The 17,326-nt window shown below is 61.0% G+C and carries 20 protein-coding genes; 15 read left to right on the top strand and 5 right to left on the bottom strand.

The window, feature by feature from the left end:
* Positions 1 to 121 precede the first annotated feature (121 nt).
* A complete protein-coding gene (locus ACR0BF_RS01860) occupies positions 122 to 1,009 on the top strand; it encodes a sulfotransferase domain-containing protein (RefSeq protein ID WP_480624154.1) in 888 nt (295 codons plus the stop codon).
* Between the two features lie 3 nt (positions 1,010 to 1,012).
* Here the strand turns inward: ACR0BF_RS01860 and ACR0BF_RS01855 are convergent, their stop codons facing one another.
* A complete protein-coding gene (locus ACR0BF_RS01855) occupies positions 1,013 to 1,528 on the bottom strand; it encodes a hypothetical protein (RefSeq protein WP_480624153.1) in 516 nt (171 codons plus the stop codon).
* Positions 1,529 to 1,615: 87 nt separating this feature from the next.
* Between ACR0BF_RS01855 and ACR0BF_RS01850 the strand changes: the two genes are divergently transcribed.
* Entirely contained in the window at positions 1,616 to 2,146 is a 531-nt protein-coding gene (locus ACR0BF_RS01850; RefSeq protein ID WP_480473923.1) for a prolyl-tRNA synthetase associated domain-containing protein, read from the top strand.
* On the opposite strand, the gene ACR0BF_RS01845 is transcribed toward ACR0BF_RS01850, so the two are convergent.
* Positions 2,147 to 2,884, bottom strand: coding sequence for an aspartate/glutamate racemase family protein (locus tag ACR0BF_RS01845; RefSeq protein ID WP_480559637.1), 738 nt, complete (start codon positions 2,882 to 2,884; stop codon positions 2,147 to 2,149).
* A 72-nt stretch (positions 2,885 to 2,956) separates the two neighbouring features.
* Positions 2,957 to 3,538, bottom strand: coding sequence for an FMN-dependent NADH-azoreductase (locus ACR0BF_RS01840; RefSeq protein ID WP_480624152.1), 582 nt, complete (start codon positions 3,536 to 3,538; stop codon positions 2,957 to 2,959).
* A gap of 119 nt (positions 3,539 to 3,657) precedes the next feature.
* Here ACR0BF_RS01840 and ACR0BF_RS01835 point away from each other — a divergent pair, with 119 nt between their 5' ends.
* From ACR0BF_RS01835 to ACR0BF_RS01825, 3 genes are all read left to right on the top strand, one after another.
* Positions 3,658 to 4,536: a LysR family transcriptional regulator gene (locus ACR0BF_RS01835; RefSeq protein ID WP_480494788.1), complete on the top strand. Its 879-nt coding sequence runs from the start codon at positions 3,658 to 3,660 to the stop codon at positions 4,534 to 4,536.
* Entirely contained in the window at positions 4,533 to 5,447 is a 915-nt protein-coding gene (locus ACR0BF_RS01830; RefSeq protein WP_480624151.1) for a DMT family transporter, read from the top strand. Before ACR0BF_RS01835 ends, ACR0BF_RS01830 begins: the two co-directional genes overlap by 4 nt.
* A gap of 125 nt (positions 5,448 to 5,572) precedes the next feature.
* The gene (locus ACR0BF_RS01825; RefSeq protein WP_480624150.1) at positions 5,573 to 5,986 is read left to right on the top strand and encodes a universal stress protein; all 414 of its coding nucleotides are present in this window, start codon (positions 5,573 to 5,575) and stop codon (positions 5,984 to 5,986) included.
* Here the strand turns inward: ACR0BF_RS01825 and ACR0BF_RS01820 are convergent.
* Positions 5,983 to 6,318: an ArsR/SmtB family transcription factor gene (locus ACR0BF_RS01820; protein ID WP_480507349.1), complete on the bottom strand. Its 336-nt coding sequence runs from the start codon at positions 6,316 to 6,318 to the stop codon at positions 5,983 to 5,985. The genes ACR0BF_RS01825 and ACR0BF_RS01820 overlap by 4 nt on opposite strands.
* 84 nt (positions 6,319 to 6,402) lie before the next feature.
* Here ACR0BF_RS01820 and ACR0BF_RS01815 point away from each other — a divergent pair, with 84 nt between their 5' ends.
* The 7 genes from ACR0BF_RS01815 (at position 6,403) to ACR0BF_RS01785 (ending at position 11,131) form a co-directional block, all read left to right on the top strand.
* On the top strand, positions 6,403 to 7,314 hold the full coding sequence (locus tag ACR0BF_RS01815; RefSeq protein ID WP_480624149.1) for a DMT family transporter: 912 nt from the start codon (positions 6,403 to 6,405) through the stop codon (positions 7,312 to 7,314).
* Between the two features lie 184 nt (positions 7,315 to 7,498).
* Complete coding sequence (locus ACR0BF_RS01810; protein WP_480605950.1) at positions 7,499 to 7,831, top strand: AtpZ/AtpI family protein; 333 nt, start codon at positions 7,499 to 7,501, stop codon at positions 7,829 to 7,831.
* A gap of 2 nt (positions 7,832 to 7,833) precedes the next feature.
* Positions 7,834 to 8,619, top strand: a complete 786-nt coding sequence (locus ACR0BF_RS01805; RefSeq protein ID WP_267366759.1) for a F0F1 ATP synthase subunit A — start codon at positions 7,834 to 7,836, stop codon at positions 8,617 to 8,619.
* Between the two features lie 48 nt (positions 8,620 to 8,667).
* On the top strand, positions 8,668 to 8,892 hold the full coding sequence (locus ACR0BF_RS01800; protein ID WP_005981269.1) for a F0F1 ATP synthase subunit C: 225 nt from the start codon (positions 8,668 to 8,670) through the stop codon (positions 8,890 to 8,892).
* 86 nt (positions 8,893 to 8,978) lie between these two features.
* Positions 8,979 to 9,530, top strand: a complete 552-nt coding sequence (locus tag ACR0BF_RS01795; RefSeq protein ID WP_480494682.1) for a F0F1 ATP synthase subunit B' — start codon at positions 8,979 to 8,981, stop codon at positions 9,528 to 9,530.
* A 5-nt stretch (positions 9,531 to 9,535) separates the two neighbouring features.
* On the top strand, positions 9,536 to 10,096 hold the full coding sequence (locus ACR0BF_RS01790; protein WP_480494680.1) for a F0F1 ATP synthase subunit B: 561 nt from the start codon (positions 9,536 to 9,538) through the stop codon (positions 10,094 to 10,096).
* A 180-nt stretch (positions 10,097 to 10,276) separates the two neighbouring features.
* Positions 10,277 to 11,131: a hypothetical protein gene (locus tag ACR0BF_RS01785; protein WP_480624148.1), complete on the top strand. Its 855-nt coding sequence runs from the start codon at positions 10,277 to 10,279 to the stop codon at positions 11,129 to 11,131.
* Between the two features lie 30 nt (positions 11,132 to 11,161).
* Here the strand turns inward: ACR0BF_RS01785 and ACR0BF_RS01780 are convergent, their stop codons facing one another.
* Positions 11,162 to 11,932: an FCD domain-containing protein gene (locus ACR0BF_RS01780; RefSeq protein ID WP_267365974.1), complete on the bottom strand. Its 771-nt coding sequence runs from the start codon at positions 11,930 to 11,932 to the stop codon at positions 11,162 to 11,164.
* A gap of 150 nt (positions 11,933 to 12,082) precedes the next feature.
* Here ACR0BF_RS01780 and ACR0BF_RS01775 point away from each other — a divergent pair, with 150 nt between their 5' ends.
* The 3 genes from ACR0BF_RS01775 to ACR0BF_RS01765 all read left to right on the top strand — a co-directional run bounded on the left by ACR0BF_RS01775 (position 12,083) and on the right by ACR0BF_RS01765 (position 17,324).
* The gene (locus ACR0BF_RS01775) at positions 12,083 to 13,276 is read left to right on the top strand and encodes an aminotransferase-like domain-containing protein (protein WP_480554740.1); all 1,194 of its coding nucleotides are present in this window, start codon (positions 12,083 to 12,085) and stop codon (positions 13,274 to 13,276) included.
* Positions 13,277 to 13,302: 26 nt separating this feature from the next.
* Entirely contained in the window at positions 13,303 to 13,728 is a 426-nt protein-coding gene (locus tag ACR0BF_RS01770; protein WP_480494675.1) for a hypothetical protein, read from the top strand.
* A 140-nt stretch (positions 13,729 to 13,868) separates the two neighbouring features.
* Positions 13,869 to 17,324, top strand: a complete 3,456-nt coding sequence (locus ACR0BF_RS01765; RefSeq protein ID WP_480624147.1) for a chromosome segregation SMC family protein — start codon at positions 13,869 to 13,871, stop codon at positions 17,322 to 17,324.
* The last annotated feature ends 2 nt before the right edge of the window (positions 17,325 to 17,326 follow it).

Below are 17,326 nucleotides of genomic sequence, written 5' to 3'. Positions count from 1 at the left end.
CGCTTCCGGATGATTGGTGGTCATCTACGCCTCTGGGCGCTGCGAGTCAAGGCAAACGCTTTGAGCATCTGGCCACTTTCGTGTAGCGTCCAAAGGTCGGGGTCAGTTTTGGAGTTTGGTCATGAGTCAACCATTGCCGCAGCGCACCAAGGATTATGTCGGTGAAGTCACGAATACCGATATCTGGTCCGACTTCGTAATCCGTCCCGACGACATCTTTGTCTGCACGCCTCCCAAATGCGGCACCACGTGGACGCAGACGCTGGTACGAATGCTGATCACCAAAACCGCGGATCCAGTCGTGTACAACAACGCGGTCTCACCCTGGCTGGATTGCGGGTTCAGAGATCGTGAGGAGCAGGACAGAATACTTGCCGCACAGACGCACAGACGGTGCATCAAGACTCACACACCTTTGGACGGGATCACCTATTCCCCGGATGCGACCTATCTGGTGGTGCATCGTCATCCGGTTGACGTGCATTTCTCGCTGCGCCGCCATGTGGAAAACATGAAAGACGACTGGCTGGACTACCTGTTTCCCGATGATCTGTCCGAAGCCTTCGCGATGTTCCTCGACCGGCCCGCCTCGTCAAAGGGCACCGACGATCTGACGCTGGCCTCATACGTCCACCATTACCGTTCATTCTGCGCGTTCCGGCATCTGCCAAACATCCATTTCCTGCATTACGCCGAACTCAGCCGCGATTTGCCGGGGCAGGTGGCGCGGATCGCAAACATCTTGGGGACCGAGATCGCACCAGAAATGATCGACGATATCGCTGAGGCCGCAAGCTTTGGTTCAATGAAGGAAAACGCCCGGCGCGCTTCGCAGCAGCCCGGTTTCAAAAGCGCATTTCAGGATTACGCGCAGTTCTTCTCGTCCGGGACCAGCAACAAATGGGAGGGCAAGCTGACCACCGATGACATGGCCCGATACGACGCGCGCCTGTCCGAAATGGTGACACCGGCCGATCGAGCCTGGCTGGAGCATGGACAAGTCCTGTAATCGTCAGGCCTGTTCCTTCGTGTCTTCCTGCTGCGCGGGCAGCCATGCGTTGACCGCGTCAACCAGTTTATGCGCGCCGCGCCCGTTCGAGAACGCATCGACAATCGGATGACGCCCTTCGCTCATTCCCTTGTCCAGCACCAGAACCGGGCGATACAGCGTCGAACTGCTGCTGTCGCTGTGGAAAGTCGAGCTTTCAACTTCGGCATGGGACAGGCTGGACAGCTGATGCTCGACCGCTTCATAGCCAAAGACAGACTGCCTGCGGATCAGAATGCGGTTCTTTGTGCGGTCCAGAATGACCTGAACCCGCCGCACGAAAACGCAGAACGCCCCGACACCTAGCCCGCCGCCGATTAGAGCAAAGAACAGCCCGAACCAGATATTCTCGCCGCCGTCACTGACCATGACCAGCCCTGCGCCGACAAAGGCCAGTATGAAAAAGACCAGCATGATCCCGATGAACCAGGGCGTGTCGGCAAGGATCAGTTGGGTCGGAGTGTTTCGAGTGACTTTCATGGCGGCACGCTAGCACCGTTTTCTGCTCTGCCCCAGCTTGAATTCGCCGCCATGTTGCGCGATGAGCGCTACAAACAGGAGGGCCTCATGGACGCATCATCCACATTTCAGGATACATTGCCGCTTAGTTCTGACGCGCTGTTGGCGCAGCTGGATGACTGGGGGCTGCCCTACCGCCTGCATACCCATGTTCCCTTGCGTACGGTCGAGGACTCCAAGGCCGTAGAAGGCCAGTTCATGGTGCCGGGCGAGAACGCGTTGCGGGTCAAGAACCTGTACTTGCGCGACAAGAAAAAGCGCAACTACCTGGTGACGCTGGAACAAAGCCGCGAGATTGACCTCAAGGCGCTGGGCGCAGAACTGGGTGTCGGCGCCCTGTCTTTCGGTTCGGCAGACCGGCTGTTGCAGAACCTTGGTATTCGCCCCGGTGCGGTCAGCCCGCTGGCGATGATCAACGGCGTGCAGAACGATGTGCAATTTTTCATGGACGCCGCTGCCCAAGGGGCCGAGGTGATTTATATGCACCCGTTGGTCAATGACCGTACCGTTGTGATGAAACAATCCGACGTGATGGCGTTCTTCGATCGCATCGGTTGCACCGTTATGTGGCTGCCCTGATCACTCAAGCGCCAGTTTCAGCGCGGCGGCGACATGAGCGGCGGACGGGTTGATGAACAGGTGCCCGTCGGCCTCGAATACCGGGTCATCCAGATGGTTTGGAAAGGCAAGCGGCAACTCGGTACAGGCCAGCAGAATGGCGGTTCCGGGACGGGCGTGTTTGTCGCAAAAGGCCAGCAGTCTTGCACGGGCCGCATCAGAGGCGCCACCGTAGAAATCACTGTCGATCATGGCCTGCATCTCGGAAATCTCGGGGTCGGGCAGCCGCGCATTCGCGGTGATGCCCTCGGCCGCCAGACGATCCGCATAGTTGGTGGCCTGCATCGTCACGGTTGTTCCCAGCACCAATGCGTTTGACACGCCTGTGTTGGCCGTGGCCTCTGCCGTCGCATCGAAAATGCTGAGGATGGGCATGGAAACACCCTGTCTGATCGCGTGCAGCCGCGCGTGTGGGGTGTTGGACGCTATGATGCCAAAATCGCAGCCTGCGCGCTCCAGCGTCAGCAGCGCGTCGCGAAACACCGCATCAAACGCCGCCCAGCTGGCTTCGTCCCCCGCGACACCCCGCAGGGCGCGGGTCTTGGCCTGTGTGACAGATTCGATGGTTATGGCAGGGATCGGCAGGGGCGCGCCGTGGCCGCGCGCCGCAAAGTGACGCCCGGCACCTTCGGCAATGGCCCTGTAATAGTCCACGGTCGAGGCCCAGCCCACACCGCCCAGAATTCCGATCTTCTTCATGCGCGCCATCCAGTCCGCCAGTTCCATCTGACCAGCAGACTGGACGTTTCAGGGCTTAATGACCAGTGGCGATCAGGCCGCCAGTTCTGTTACCGCCTTTTTGGCGCTTTCCAGCGCGGCTTCGGGGTTCACCGCCATCTGATCCGCGGCGATGATCGCTACATCATGGATGCCGATAAAGCCCAGAACGTGACGCACATAGTTGGTGGCAAAGTCGATCTCGGATCCGACAGCGGTACCGCCCGACGCGATTGCCAGAATGGCGCGTTTACCCTCCAGCAACCCTTTTGGGCCGTTCTTCGAATAGGAAAAGGTCAGGCCCGCGCGGGCGACCAGGTCGATCCAGGCCTTGAATGCAGCGGGGACCGAGAAGTTGTAGATCGGCAGGCCGATAACGATGGTATCAGCCTCTTGCAATTCGGTCACCAGCGCGTCCGAAAGGGCCAGCCGGTCGCGTTGCAGGTCGTCGCGCTGCTCGGCCGGAGTAAAGTTGGCGGCGATCCAGTCTTCGGTCAGCAGGGGCAGGGGGGTGGCCAGATCTCGGCGGACGATGCGGGCGGCACCCAACTGCCGGACAATGCGGTCAGACAGGTCGCGGGTGGTCGAACCCGCGCGGCGGGCAGAGGCGTCTATATGCAGGATGGTTTTAGCCATTTTTCGGGTCCTTTAGGTCAGGGAAATCTTGTTCTGATCCCAATATGGCTGTTGCGTTTGCGAACAAAACTCGGATACATCAACAGCTATTGTTAGAAATTGCACAGAACGGTGTGACGATGGACAATTGGGATGAGGTGCGGACCGCCTATCAGGTGGCGCGCATGGGAACCGTCAGCGGCGCGGCCGAGGTTCTGGGCGTGCACCACGCCACAGTGATCCGCCACATCGACGCGATCGAGGCCCGGTTGGGTGTCAAACTGTTCCAGCGCCACGCGCGGGGATATACCCCGACCGAAGCGGGCGACGATTTGCTGCGCGTGGCGCAGGCCACCGAAGACCAGTTCAACCAGCTTGTCGGCCGGATGAAGGGGCGCGGTGACGATGTATCGGGTGAACTGGTGGTGACGTCGCTGGGCTCCATCGCGCCTTTGGTGGTGCCGACGCTGACCGAGTTTCAAAAGATGCACCCCGAGCTGATCGTGCGCTACCTGACCGGAGACCGCCTGTTCCGGTTGGAATATGGCGAGGCGCATGTTGCAATCCGCGCGGGATCAGCCCCGGATCAGCCCGACAACGTTGTGCAACCCTTCCGGCAGGAAGAAGTCGGCCTCTATGCCAGCACCTCTTATATCGAACGGCACGGCAAACCTTCGGGCATCGAGGATTTCGGGAACCACCACTTCGTCAGCTCTGACGATGAAGGCAGCCGAGCGCCGTTCACCCGGTGGCTGCGCAACACGGTATCCGCCGACCGCATTACCTTTCGCTGCACCAACAATTTCTGTATGCGCGAGGCCGTTCTGGCTGGGGCCGGTATCGGCTTCATGGCCCGTTGGGAGGCCGCCCGTCATGAAAGTCTGGTCGAAGTGATCGACCCGCTTCCGGAATGGTTCGGCAACCTGTGGCTGGTGACCCATGTGGACCTGCACCGAACCACCAAGGTGCAAACGTTCCTGAGTTTTCTGAAAGAGGCCTCCAAAGGCTGGTGCCCATGAATCCGCAGATGCGCGGCCATCTGGCCATGCTGACTTTTTCGGCCCTTGTTGCAGGCAGTTTCTCGCTTGGGTCGATGATTGCCAACGAAATTGCCCCTGCTGCCCTGAATGCGGTGCGCTTTGCCTTCGCGGCTGTGGTGATTGGTGTGGCGGCCTTGGCAACAACCGGTCTGCCCCGCAGTGCCGCGCAGGCGCCCTGGCGGTATCTGGTGCTGGGCGGGTTGTTCGCCACCTACTTTGTCCTGATGTTTTACGGGCTGCAAACCGCCCCGCCGGTCAGCGCTGCCGCGGTTTTCACCCTGACCCCCGTTGTCTCGGCCATTGCGGGCTGGGTCCTGCTGCGCCAGATCACCACGACGCGCATGGCAATAGCCCTGTCCATCGGTGCGATTGGGGCGCTGTGGGTGATCTTTCGGGCCGACTGGCAGATGTTCCGCGCCTTCCAGATCGGCGAGGGCGAGGTCATCTATTTCTGGGGATGCGTCGCGCACGCGATTTACACCCCCATGATCCGCAGACTGAACCGCGGAGAACCTGCCGTCGTGTTCACGTTCGGTACGCTGGTTGCCGGGTGCCTGTTATTGGTCCTGTTCGGCTGGTCTGACCTGAAGGCAACCGATTGGGCAGCTCTTCCCGCCATCGTCTGGATCGGGTTGTTCTATATCTCATTCTTCGCAACGGCGGCCAGTTTCGTCCTGGTGCAATTCTCCTCGCTCCGGCTGCCGTCGGCCAAGGTCATGGCCTATACCTATCTGGTGCCAAGCTGGGTGATCCTGTGGGAAATCGCGCTGGGCAAACCAGTCCCGACGGGATTGATCCTGGGCGGTGTGGCGCTGACGGTCATTGCGCTGCTGATGCTGCTGAAAGAAGAGGCCCCGCGCTCCATTCCCCAACGCCGGGCAGCTGAGTAACGCCGCTCCCGGTCTGAAACCGGTACAGATTGCCCACGAATTCCAAAAGCAGAATCTGTTGAGCCAGATCAAGGCAGGCCCTTGGTCTCAGGACTACCTTGGAAGGCGGACAAAAGGAGGAGATTATGTTCAAACATATCATGCTGCCGATTGACCGCCACCTGCCGCCCGAGGTTCGCAAGGCCGCAGATGTCGCCGCGCAGGTGGCAAAATGGCAAGGCGCCAAGATCACTCTGGTCAGTGTCAGCGGGGCCCATATGGGTGCATCCTCGGAAACCGAGGCTGAGATAAACAAGCAACTGGCCGACTTCACCGAACAGCTTGTATCAGAAGGCGCGGGCGAGGTCGCGGTGCGCAAGATACACTCGGTTGATGTTGCTGCCGAAGTGGACAGCGACCTGACCCGCGCGGCGGAAGAGATTGGTGCAGACCTGATCATCGTGGGCACCCACGCGCCCCGGATTACTGATTACATCTTTTCCAGCCACGCCGGATATCTGGCCAAACATGCCAGCATGTCGGTCTTTGTGGTGCGCTAGGTCTCATCCGAGATCGGAAGCTCGACTTCCAGAAACCGTTCGAACGCATCCAGGTTGATGGGTTCGAACTGACCGAACCCCTGCATCCAGACCGAAGCGGTGCGCAGCGCGTCGGGTTCCAGCTTGCACCACTTCACCCGGCCGCGCTTTTCCTGTGATATCAGCCCGGCTTTAGTCAGGATGACCAGATGTTTCGAGATCGCCGCCAGCGACATCTCGAACGGCTCGGCGACATCCGTCACGGCCATATCGTCCTCCAGCAGCATCGCCAGAATGGCGCGGCGGGTGGGGTCGGCAAGGGCCGCGAACACGGTGTCGAGATCGTTGGACATGGGTCTTTCCTAAAGGGCGAGAACCCGTTTGACAATTTACCCTATCACGTCACTGTGCAGCGGTGATGCACAAAGGGGGCGGCAATGGCGCTGAAATACTGGCTGGTGATCTGCGTCCTTGGCATCGGGTGGGGCATGTCTTTCATGTTCAACGCCATATTGCTGCGCGAACTTGGGCCGCTATCCGTATCGTTGGGACGGGTTGCATTTGGGGCTCTGGGCTGTTGGATCTATGTGATTGCCGCCCGTATGCCGGTTCACCTGACACTCGGGCGCGCCATTGGACTGCTGGGGTTCGGGGCACTCAGCTATGCCGCACCATTTGCGTTCTATGCGCTTGGGCAGCAGTATATCGCGTCCGGCGTGGCAGGGATCGTGAATGCGACAACACCGGCCTTTGCCGTTATCGTTTCGCATTTCTGGCCGGGAAGCGAGCGTGCGACGCTGTTGAAATCCCTTGGCGTAGTGTGCGGCTTCATTGGGATTGTCGTGTTGTCCGTCCCGATTTTGCACAATGGCGAAACATCTCAGTTCTGGGCGGTTCTGCTGACCCTGTGCGCACCCATCTGTTACGCGTTTTCCGTCAACATTGCGCGGGCCTTCCGTGACATGCAGCCGGTGGTGCTGGTCGCCCTGGCCCTGACCGGGGCGGCCTTGGCAATTTTACCCTTGGCACTTTGGCGTGAAGGCCTGCCGATGATCGAGCGCACTGAAACATGGCTTTCGTTGTTGATGATCGGATTTGTGCTGACCTCGGCCGCTTTCATTGCCTTCTACTGGTTGCTGCCCAGAGTCGGGCCAACCAACATTTCGACTGTCACGCTGATCGCACCGGTTTCCGCCCTGATACTTGGAACCTGGGTTCTGGGGGAAACTCTGCAACCCGAACATTTGATGGGCATGGCGGCGATTTTTGCCGGGCTCTTGCTGATCGATGGACGTCTCGTTCGACGCCTGTGGCCGCAGCTAGCGCGCAAAGATCAACCAAAAGGTTGAATATGGGTTTTGGGGCGATTACTGCCGCTCAGGCCAAAGGCAGGCAATTCGATCGGGCGATCAAGCCAAAAATAACTGTTTAAAAACAATTTATTAGCCTGCGTCATTTCACACCATCAACGCCGTTGACTCTGCGCCTTTCGCGCCTTAGCACCATGCGCAAGACAGCGCGAGGATTCCGTCCGTGACCGATGACGACCAAAAGCAGCGTATGGCGCAGCTTGAGGCCAAGATCGACGCGGCGAAAAAGGCCAGAAAGCCGGCTGCCCGCGCTGACAGTGACATATCCGGGGGCGAGCTTGCCTGGAGGATGGTCATCGAAATGGTTTCCGGTCTTGGGATCGGATTTGGCATCGGATACGGGCTGGACAGCCTGCTCGGGACGATCCCGATCTTTCTGGTGCTGTTCACATTGCTGGGCCTTGTCGCGGGCGTGAAGGTTATGCTCCGCAGCGCGCAAGAGGTTCAAGATAAACAAGCGGCCGATATGCAGGCCGAAAAGGACGAGAGGGACTGAACGTGGCAAGCGAGACCACCGCAGCACACGGCGCCGAAGGCGCAGACCACGCAGCAGAAGCCAGCAGCCTGGTGTTTCACCCGATGGACCAGTTCATCGTCAAGCCGCTGTTCGGTGGCGAGATTGCCTGGTACACGCCCACCAACGTGACCCTGTGGCTGTTCCTGGCCATCGTGGCGATCTTTGGCCTGCTGGTTCTCAGCACGTCAAAGCGTGCCATCGTCCCGACCCGGATGCAGTCGATCGCGGAACTGGCCTATGGCTTCATCTACAAGATGCTGGAAGACATCTGCGGCAAGGACGGCGTCAAGTTCTTCCCCTATGTCATGACCCTGTTCATGTTCATTGTGACCGCGAACTTCCTGGGTCTGATCCCAACCTCGTTCACCACCACATCGCATTTCGCCGTGACAATCCCGCTGGCGCTGGCCGTGTTCCTGACCGTGACCATTCTGGGTTTCGTCAAGAACGGTGCCGCGTTCCTGGGCCTGTTCTGGGTCTCCAGCGCGCCGCTGGCGCTGCGCCCGATCCTGGCGATCATCGAGCTGATCTCGTACTTCGTACGCCCCGTCAGCCACTCCATTCGTCTTGCCGGTAACGTCATGGCAGGCCACGCGGTGATCAAGGTGTTTGCAGGCTTTGCCGCAATTTCCCTGATTTCGCCTGTGTCAGTTCTGGCGATCACCGCAATGTATGGTCTCGAGGTCCTTGTGGCCTTCATTCAGGCCTACGTATTCACCATTCTGACCTGTGTTTATCTGAAAGATGCGCTGCATCCTTCGCACTAAGGTCCGATAACCCAACATCGAAACTTCCAATTCGTAAGGAGAAACATCATGGAAGGCGATCTCGCACACATCGGCGCAGGCCTGGCAGCAATCGGTTCCGGCGCAGCCGCAATCGGGGTGGGCAACGTTGCAGGCAACTTCCTGGCCGGCGCCCTGCGCAACCCTTCGGCGGCTGCTTCGCAGACCGCAACCCTGTTCATCGGTATCGCATTCGCAGAAGCCCTGGGGATCTTCGCATTCCTGGTCTCGCTGCTGCTGATGTTCGCCGTCTAATCTGCGGAACCTGATCCTTACGCGCAGGTGGGTCCAAGCCATAGCGGCCCACCTGTTGTAAAGACAACGTTCCGACGGAGGACATCATGGCGACTGAACCCATTAGCGAAGAAGTAGTTGGCGCGTGCGTCGACTCGCATGGCTCTGCCATCGGGATGCCGCAGCTCTGCTTCGATTGGTTCCCCAACCAGATTTTCTGGCTGGTCATTACGCTGGTCGTCATCTTTCTGGTCCTGTCTCGCGTGGCTCTGCCCCGCATCGCGGCGATCCTGGCCGAGCGCCGGGGGACCATTACAAATGACCTGGCTGCGGCCGAAGATCTGAAGGCCAAAGCGGTCGAGGCCGAAGAGGCCTATAACAAGGCGCTGGCCGATGCCCGTGCCGAAGCGCAGCGTATCGCGGCCGAAGCCCGTGCTGAAATCCAGGCTGGTCTGGATGACGCGATTGCCAGGGCGGATGCGGAAATCGCTGCAAAGGCGGCTGAATCGGAAAAGGCAATTGCCGAAATCCGTGCCGGTGCGCTGGAAAGCATTCAAGTGGTCGCCAAGGATACGGCGGCTGAACTGGTCACCGCGCTGGGCGGCGAGGCGGATGCCAAAGCCATCGACAGTGCCATTGACACGCAGATGAAAGGATAAGTGACATGCGGAACACTCTTGCCCTTATCCTGATCGTTGGTGCCGCCAGCCCCGCGCTGGCTGCAAGCGGCCCGTTCTTCTCGCTTGGCAACACCGACTTTGTGGTCCTTCTGGGCTTCATCGTTTTCATCGCGGTCCTGTTCTACTTCAAGGTGCCGGGCATGATCGGCGGTGCGCTGGACAACCGTGCCGAAGGCATCAAGGCCGAGCTGGACGAAGCCCGCGCCCTGCATGAAGAAGCACGCAGCCTGCTGGCCTCGTACGAGCGCAAGCAGCGTGAAGTGCAGGCACAGGCTGATGCGATTGTCGAGGCGGCCAAACAGGACGCGGCTCTGGCTGCGGACCAGGCGAAGGTCGATCTCGAAAAGTCGATCGAACGCCGTCTGGCTGCTGCGCAGGACCAGATTGCCTCGGCCGAAGCCTCGGCTGTGAAAGACGTGCGCGATCAGGCCGTTTCGGTTGCGATTGCCGCTGCCGGCTCGGTTCTGGCCAAGCAGATGACAGCCGCGCAGGCGAACAAGCTGATCGAGGTCTCGATCGCAGATGTGGGCGCCAAGCTGCACTGACGGGGACACCGACAGGTAAAAAACGCAGATGACCCGAGAGCATTGCGCTGTCGGGTCTTTTGTTTTGGGGGCGGGGCTGATTGTATTGACCGGAACATCACCCGGATTCTGTACCCGTCTTTGGGTCGGAATGTCCCGCTCGGGGCCGACGGGTGCAAAAAGAACAGGGAAAGACGGGCCGTGGCAGGCGAAAACGTTTCGATGAATATTGTTGGGGTGGTCAGAAACGGCGGGGCCGCGCTGATCGAAAGCATCAACAGGATCGAAGACCTGACCACCCGCTTGTACCGCTATTCCGTGACCATTGCGACAAACGACAACACCGATCGTACGGATCGGGTTCTGTCCGAATTCGCGCGCCGCGACCCGAATGTGGACCTTGTCCGCATGGATGGTCTGGCCTCCAGACTGCCGGGCCGGGTCGAGCGGATCACGGCGGCCAGAAACGCTGTCCTCAACAGGCTGGAAGAACGCGACAGCGGTCACGACCTGACATTGGTGCTTGATCTGAACGGGCCGAATGTCTGTCTGGACGCTCAGACGGTTCTGACGGCCGCACAACGTTCCGTACCACGCTGGGAAGGTGTCTTCGCGAATTCCAAACCGGCCTATTACGATATCTATGCCTTGCGCTGCGCAGGCTGGTGCGACGAAGACGTCTGGCAAAGAATTCGGACAACGCGCAAGCCCCTGTTCGGGCGCCGCAAATGGCGGAAAGTTCTGCTGAAATCAGCGGTTTTCGACCGCCAGTATCACATTCCGTCCCATATGCCCCTGATACCGGTCGATAGCGCCTTTGGCGGCGCAGGATTGTACAAGACCCGCGCCCTGCGTGGCCTGCGCTATTCCTGCCGGAATGAAAAGGGCGACCTCGTGTGCGAACATGTGATGCTGCATAAACACCTCAGGGACCGGGGCGCGCGGCTGTTCATCGACCCGGCCCTGACAACCATCGCCCCGAATGACGATCTGGGCGAAGGCAGTGGCACACCTTTCCCGTCACACCTGATCCAGGCCGAGACCGGGGCCGCCTGAGCTCCGCTCCCGGAAGGCCTTCGGAAAGCGCTAGGCCTGACGGGTTTCGTGCTGCAACCTTTGCTGCGCAACGGCCTCGTTCCGCTCTGCCTTCTGCTGATCGATCATGCAGCGTTCGACAAAGCTCAGATGAGTTTCGACGGCCTGACGTGCGGCTGCCGGATCGCGGGCCTGAAGGGCCGCGTTGATAGTGCTGTGCTGGTCCAGAATGGCCTCGCGGGTCGCGCGCTGCCGGAACATTGTCCGTCGGTTATAGAACACTCCCTGCACCAGCAGGTCATACATTGACCGCATCATGTGCAGCATCACCACATTGTGGCTGGCTTCGATGATGGCCATGTGAAACTCGGCATCCAGCTGCGCCTCTTGGTCCGCGGCGTTCCGGTCATGGGCCGCCCGCATCTTGTCATAGATCGCCTGAACAACCTTCAGGTCGCTCTCTGATCCCAGCCGCGCGGCCCGTTCTGCCGCCAGCCCCTCCATGTCGCGGCGAAAGGACAGGTAATCGAATACGGCCTCGTCATGGCTGCTGAATAACCGGATCAGCGCTGGCGAAAAGGCCGACCCCAAAACCTCGGCCACATAGATCCCGGACCCGGCTTTTGTTGTCAGCAACCCCTGTTCCTGAAGCTCGGACACCGCATCGCGCAGGGACGGGCGCGACACGCCCATCCGTTCGGCCAACTCACGCTCGGGCGGCAGACGCTCACCGGGGCGCAGGATGCCGCGCAGGATCAACAGCTCGATCTGGCGAACGACCGCAAGCGACAGTTTTTCCGTCTGAACTTTCTGAAAAGGCATGGTTCGTTCCGAAATTGGTCAACTCATTTGACCATGGACAGGGGGGCTGTTCAAGAATACCCGGTCAAATCCGCTGAAATATTAGGTCAGAAGTGTTGACTTTAATTTGATAAAGCATAGGCTGCGCCGAAATGAGATCGGAGGAGCCTCATGTCCCAACACCCATTGTTTGCCACCCGGGCCTCCCGGATGAAGGCGTCAGAAATCCGCGAGCTGCTGAAACTGCTCGATCAGCCCGGTATCATTTCGTTTGCCGGTGGCATTCCGGACCCCGCGCTTTTCCCGGCTGAGGCTTTCGCGCAGGCGTTTCAGCAGGCATTGGGGCCGGACATGCAGGCGCAGGCGCTGCAGTATTCGGTCAGCGAAGGCTATGCGCCCCTGCGCCGGTGGCTGGTGCAGCACATGCGCGAGATCGGGGTGGAATGTGACATGGATAACGTCCTGATCACCTCTGGCTCGCAGCAGGCGCTGGATTATCTGGGCAAGCTGTTCCTGTCCCCCGGCGACACGGCCTTGGTCGGGTGGCCCACCTATCTGGGCGCTCTTGCCGCGTTCAACGCATATGAGCCGCGCTTTGACCGGCTCAATGGCAACAAGGGGGCCGATGAATTCAGGGCTGCGGCAGGGAATGGCGCCGTGAAATTCGCCTATCTGTCGCCCGATTTTGCCAACCCGACAGGCGAAACCCTGACTCGCCCTGGCCGTGAGGCCTTGCTGGACCTGACCGACGAACTGGACTGCGCGTTGATCGAAGACGGTGCCTATCAGGCGCTGCGCTATGATGGTGATCCGATCCCACCGATCCTGGCTCTGGAACAGGCGCGCAAGGGGTCGATCGAAAACTGCCGGACGATATACTGTGGCAGCTTCTCGAAAACCCTGTCACCGGGTCTGCGCATGGGGTGGGTGGTTGCGGCCAAGCCGATCATCTCGCAGATGGTTCTGCTGAAACAGGCGGCGGATCTGCATTCGGCGACCATCAACCAGATGGCCGTGCATCAGGTCGCGGAAGCGTGCTTTGACACCCATATCCCGAAAGTGCGCGACACTTACCGCGCGCGCCGTGATGCGATGCTGGATGCGCTGCAACAGCACATGCCCGACGGGGTGGCGTGGACGCGCCCCGAAGGCGGTATGTTCGTCTGGGTGACACTCCCGGCGGGGATCAGCGGGTCTGACCTGCTGGCGCATGCGCTGGATACGGTGAAAGTGGCCTTTGTGCCGGGGCAGGCGTTTTTCCCAGACGGCAGCGGGGCAAACACGATCCGGCTCAGCTTCTCGAACTCGGACGAGGCGACGATCCGCGAAGGCATCCGCCGGTTGGGCGAGGTTCTGCGCGCCTGACGTCTGGAAATGTTCTGTTAACCAATATGCTGCAACTCTGCGGCATGATCCGGTTTCTCGCACCTCTTCTGCTGGCCGCCTGCGCCGCAGGGACCCCGCATTTCCGCGACGTTCCTGCCACCCGCGTGGCGGTGAACGGCAGTGTGTTCGACGTGCGCGTGCGCGGCGATCTGGCCGAGGCGGTGCGGATCAACGCGCAATACGCCCCGCGGCTTGGCCCTGTTCGGGATCGCGCCGCGCTGGCCATGGCGCAGGTTTCGGGCTGCCCGATCCTCGACGTGCTGGGCGACGCGGCTGTCACGGTTGGTGTTCTGGGTTGTGACCGCGAGGCGGGGGAACGGCTGCTGCTGACTGCCGTCTCGACGCCCAGATATGAATGTATCGACTATGGTATCTACGAAAATGTCGGAGGCGACAGCGGCTATCAGGTCTTTGAATGCAGCCCATACTGACATACGCGTGTTCCTGCGCATTTCGGCAAGATGTTGTGGATAACTTGCACTGATATCCCATATCCTGCGCAACTGCGTTGACTCGGACCCCATCCCTTGCGCAGACTTTCAATTCATAGGAATCACGGGACACGCGGCCATTGCGTTTCAGCAAGCTCAAACTGACCGGCTTCAAAAGCTTTGTTGATCCGACCGATCTGATCATCGCGGACGGATTGACCGGTGTGGTGGGTCCGAATGGCTGTGGCAAGTCCAACCTTTTGGAAGCCTTGCGCTGGGTGATGGGGGAAAACCGCCCCAAATCCATGCGCGGCGGCGCGATGGAGGATGTGATCTTTGCCGGTGCCGCCACACGGCCCGCCCGCAATTTCGCCGAAGTTGTCCTGACCATGGACAATTCCGAACGTCTGGCGCCCGCGGGGTTCAATGACACCGACCAGCTTGAAATCGTGCGCCGGATCACCCGCGATGTCGGCAGCGCCTACAAGACCAACGGCAAGGATGTGCGCGCGCGCGATGTGCAGATGCTGTTCGCGGATGCCTCGACCGGTGCCCATTCCCCCGCGCTTGTGGGGCAGAACCGCATCGCCGAGCTGATCAGCGCCAAACCCCGCGCCCGCCGCCGCATTCTGGAAGAGGCCGCCGGGATCTCGGGACTCTATCAACGTCGGCATGAGGCCGAGCTGAAGCTGAAAGCGACCGAGGCCAACCTGACCCGCGTCGATGACGTGCTCGAGCAGTTGGGCGGGCAGCTTGCGCAACTGGCCCGTCAGGCCCGTCAGGCCGCACGCTATCGCGAAATCGGCGAACAGCTGCGTCAGGCCGAGGGGATGCTTCTCTATCGCCGCTGGAAAGAGGCCGACATGGCCCGCCAGCAGGCTGAAGACAAGCTGCGGGCCCGGATTTCCGAGGCCTCCCGCGCCGAGGCCGAAGCCCGCGCCGCAGCAGCAAAAAGGGCCGGGATCGAAGAAACCCTGCCCCCTCTGCGCGAGGAAGAGGCCATCGCCGCCGCTGTCCTGCAACGCCAGCAGGTGCAGCGCGATCAACTGACCGATCAGGAAACCCGCGCGCGCCAGACCATTGAAACACTGACCAGCCGCATTCATCAGCTCGGCAAGGATATCGACCGGGAAACCGGCCTGAACCGCGATGCGGGCCAGATGATCGAACGGCTGGAATGGGAAGCCCGCGAACTGGCCAAGGCTGCCGAAGGGCATGACGCGAAGGTGGCGGAAGCCGCAGAAATTGCCCGCGAAGCCGCGTCGATCCTTCAGAACCGCGAAGACCACCTGTCGCAGCAGACCGAAGATATGGCGCGTCTGGTCGCCCGTCACCAGTCGGCGCAGCGACTGGTCGAAGACAGCCGCAAGACGCTGGCACGCTCTGAGGGCGAAGAGGAAAAAGCCCGGCTGGCCGTGGATGAGGCCAAAACAGCCCTGACCCGTGCCAGCGAGGCGTTTGAAACTTCGCAGGAAAGCGAGGAAGAAGCCCGCGAAGCCGCCGAGGCCGCCGAAGAGGCGCTGGCCGCCGCAGATGAGTTGCGCAATGAAACGCAGGCCCGCGAAGCCGAGGCACGCGCGCAACGGTCCGAGGCCGAAGGCGAATTGGGTGCAATCCGCGCCGAAACCACCGCGCTTGCCAAGCTGGTGGAACGCGACACGGCCGAAGGCGGGCAGGTGATGGACCTGCTGCGCGTGGAACCGGGTTTTGAGAAGGCGCTGGGAGCGGCCTTGGCCGATGACCTCCGTGCGCCGCTGGTTGAAGGTGACGGCCCGTCCGGCTGGGTTCAGGTGGCAGGTTATGACAGCGACCAGCCCTTGCCCGATGGGGTCGACCCGCTGGCGCTGCACGTGTCGGGTCCGGACAGGCTCAGCCGTCGCATCGCGCAGATCGGGCTGGTCGATGCGGATCAGGGCGCGCGGTTGCAGGCGTCGTTGAAGCCGGGCCAGCGTCTTGTGTCGCGCTCGGGCGACCTGTGGCGCTGGGACGGGTTCCGCGCCTGGGCCGAGGATGCGCCAAGTGCGGCGGCGCTGCGTCTGGAACAGCTCAACAAGCTTGAGGCGCTGAAACAGGAACTGGCCCGCACCGAGGCGCAGGCCGACGGTGCCCGCGCCGCGCATGAAACCCTGTCGCGGCAACTGGCGGACGTGACCGAGGCCGACCGACGCGCGCGCGAAGCCCGCCGTGCCGCCGATCAGCGCATGGCCGAAACCGCACGCCAGCTCAGCCGCGCCGAGGCGGATCGCAACCTCGCGCAGGGCAAGCTGGAAACCCTGGCCCTCGCCGTGGACCGTCACAAGGAAGACGCCATGTCCGCCCGCGTGCAACTGCGCGAGGCCGAGGCGGCGCTGAACGACCTGGGTGATCTTGCCAGCGCCCGCGCCGAGGTTGAGGACATCAAGCAGACGGTCGAGGCGGCGCGGATCACCATGCTGACCCACCGCTCGACCCATGATGAGCTGCGCCGTGAAGGCGACGCCCGCACCCGACGCACGCAGGAGGTCACCAAGGACCTGAGCGGCTGGCGGCACCGTCTGGAAACGGCCGAGAAACGGATTTCGGAACTGGCCGAGCGCAAGGAAAGTTCGGAAGAGGAACTGACCGAGGCTATGGCCGTCCCCGGCGAAATCGCCGAGGCGCGGGAAGAGCTGAACGAGTTGATTGAAGCCGCCGAAGCCCGGCGGGCCGATGCCGCTGACAAGCTGGCCGAAGCAGAAACACAGTTGCGCGAATTGGTGACGGCCGAGCGTGAGGCCGAACGCCTGGCCTCAGAAGCCCGCGAAAACCGCGCCGCAGCCGAGGCGCGCAGTGAAGCGGCAAAGGAAAGCGTGCTTGCGGCGGCAGAACGGATTGCCGAAGACCAGCAACTGACCCCGAACCAGTTGCTGAACCAGCTGGACGTCAACCCCGACCAGATGCCCGCCGCGGATGCTCTGGAAGCCGAAGTGAACCGCCACAAACGCCAGCGTGACGCCATGGGCGCGGTGAACCTGCGGGCCGAGGAAGACAGCAAGGACGTTCAGGAAGAATTTGACACGCTCAGCAGTGAAAAGGCCGATCTGGAAGAGGCGATCAAAGCTCTGCGCAGTGGCATCTCCAGCCTCAACCGCGAAGGGCGCGAGCGTCTGTTGACCGCGTTTGAACAGGTGAACTCGAACTTCGCGATGCTGTTCAAGCATCTCTTTGGTGGGGGCGAGGCCAATCTGGTCATGGTCGAAAGCGATGACCCGCTGGATGCGGGGCTGGAAATCATGTGTCAGCCGCCGGGCAAGAAACTCTCGACCCTCAGCCTGCTGTCGGGCGGCGAACAGACCCTGACCGCGACCGCGCTGATCTTTGGCGTTTTCCTGGCCAACCCGGCCCCGATCTGTGTGCTGGACGAAGTCGACGCGCCGCTGGACGATGCCAACGTCACCCGTTTTTGTGATCTGCTGGACGAGATGTGCCGCCAGACTGACACCCGTTTCCTGATCATCACCCACCACGCGGTGACCATGGCGCGCATGGATCGTCTGTTCGGCGTCACCATGCAGGAACAGGGCGTCAGCCAGCTGGTTTCGGTCGATCTGAAGAAGGCCGAGCAGATGGTGGCCTGACC

Source organism: Ruegeria sp. AG7 (genome assembly GCF_056541545.1).
The sequence above is the reverse complement of the archived record's forward strand: the minus strand, read 5'-3'. Positions and strand labels throughout refer to the sequence as shown.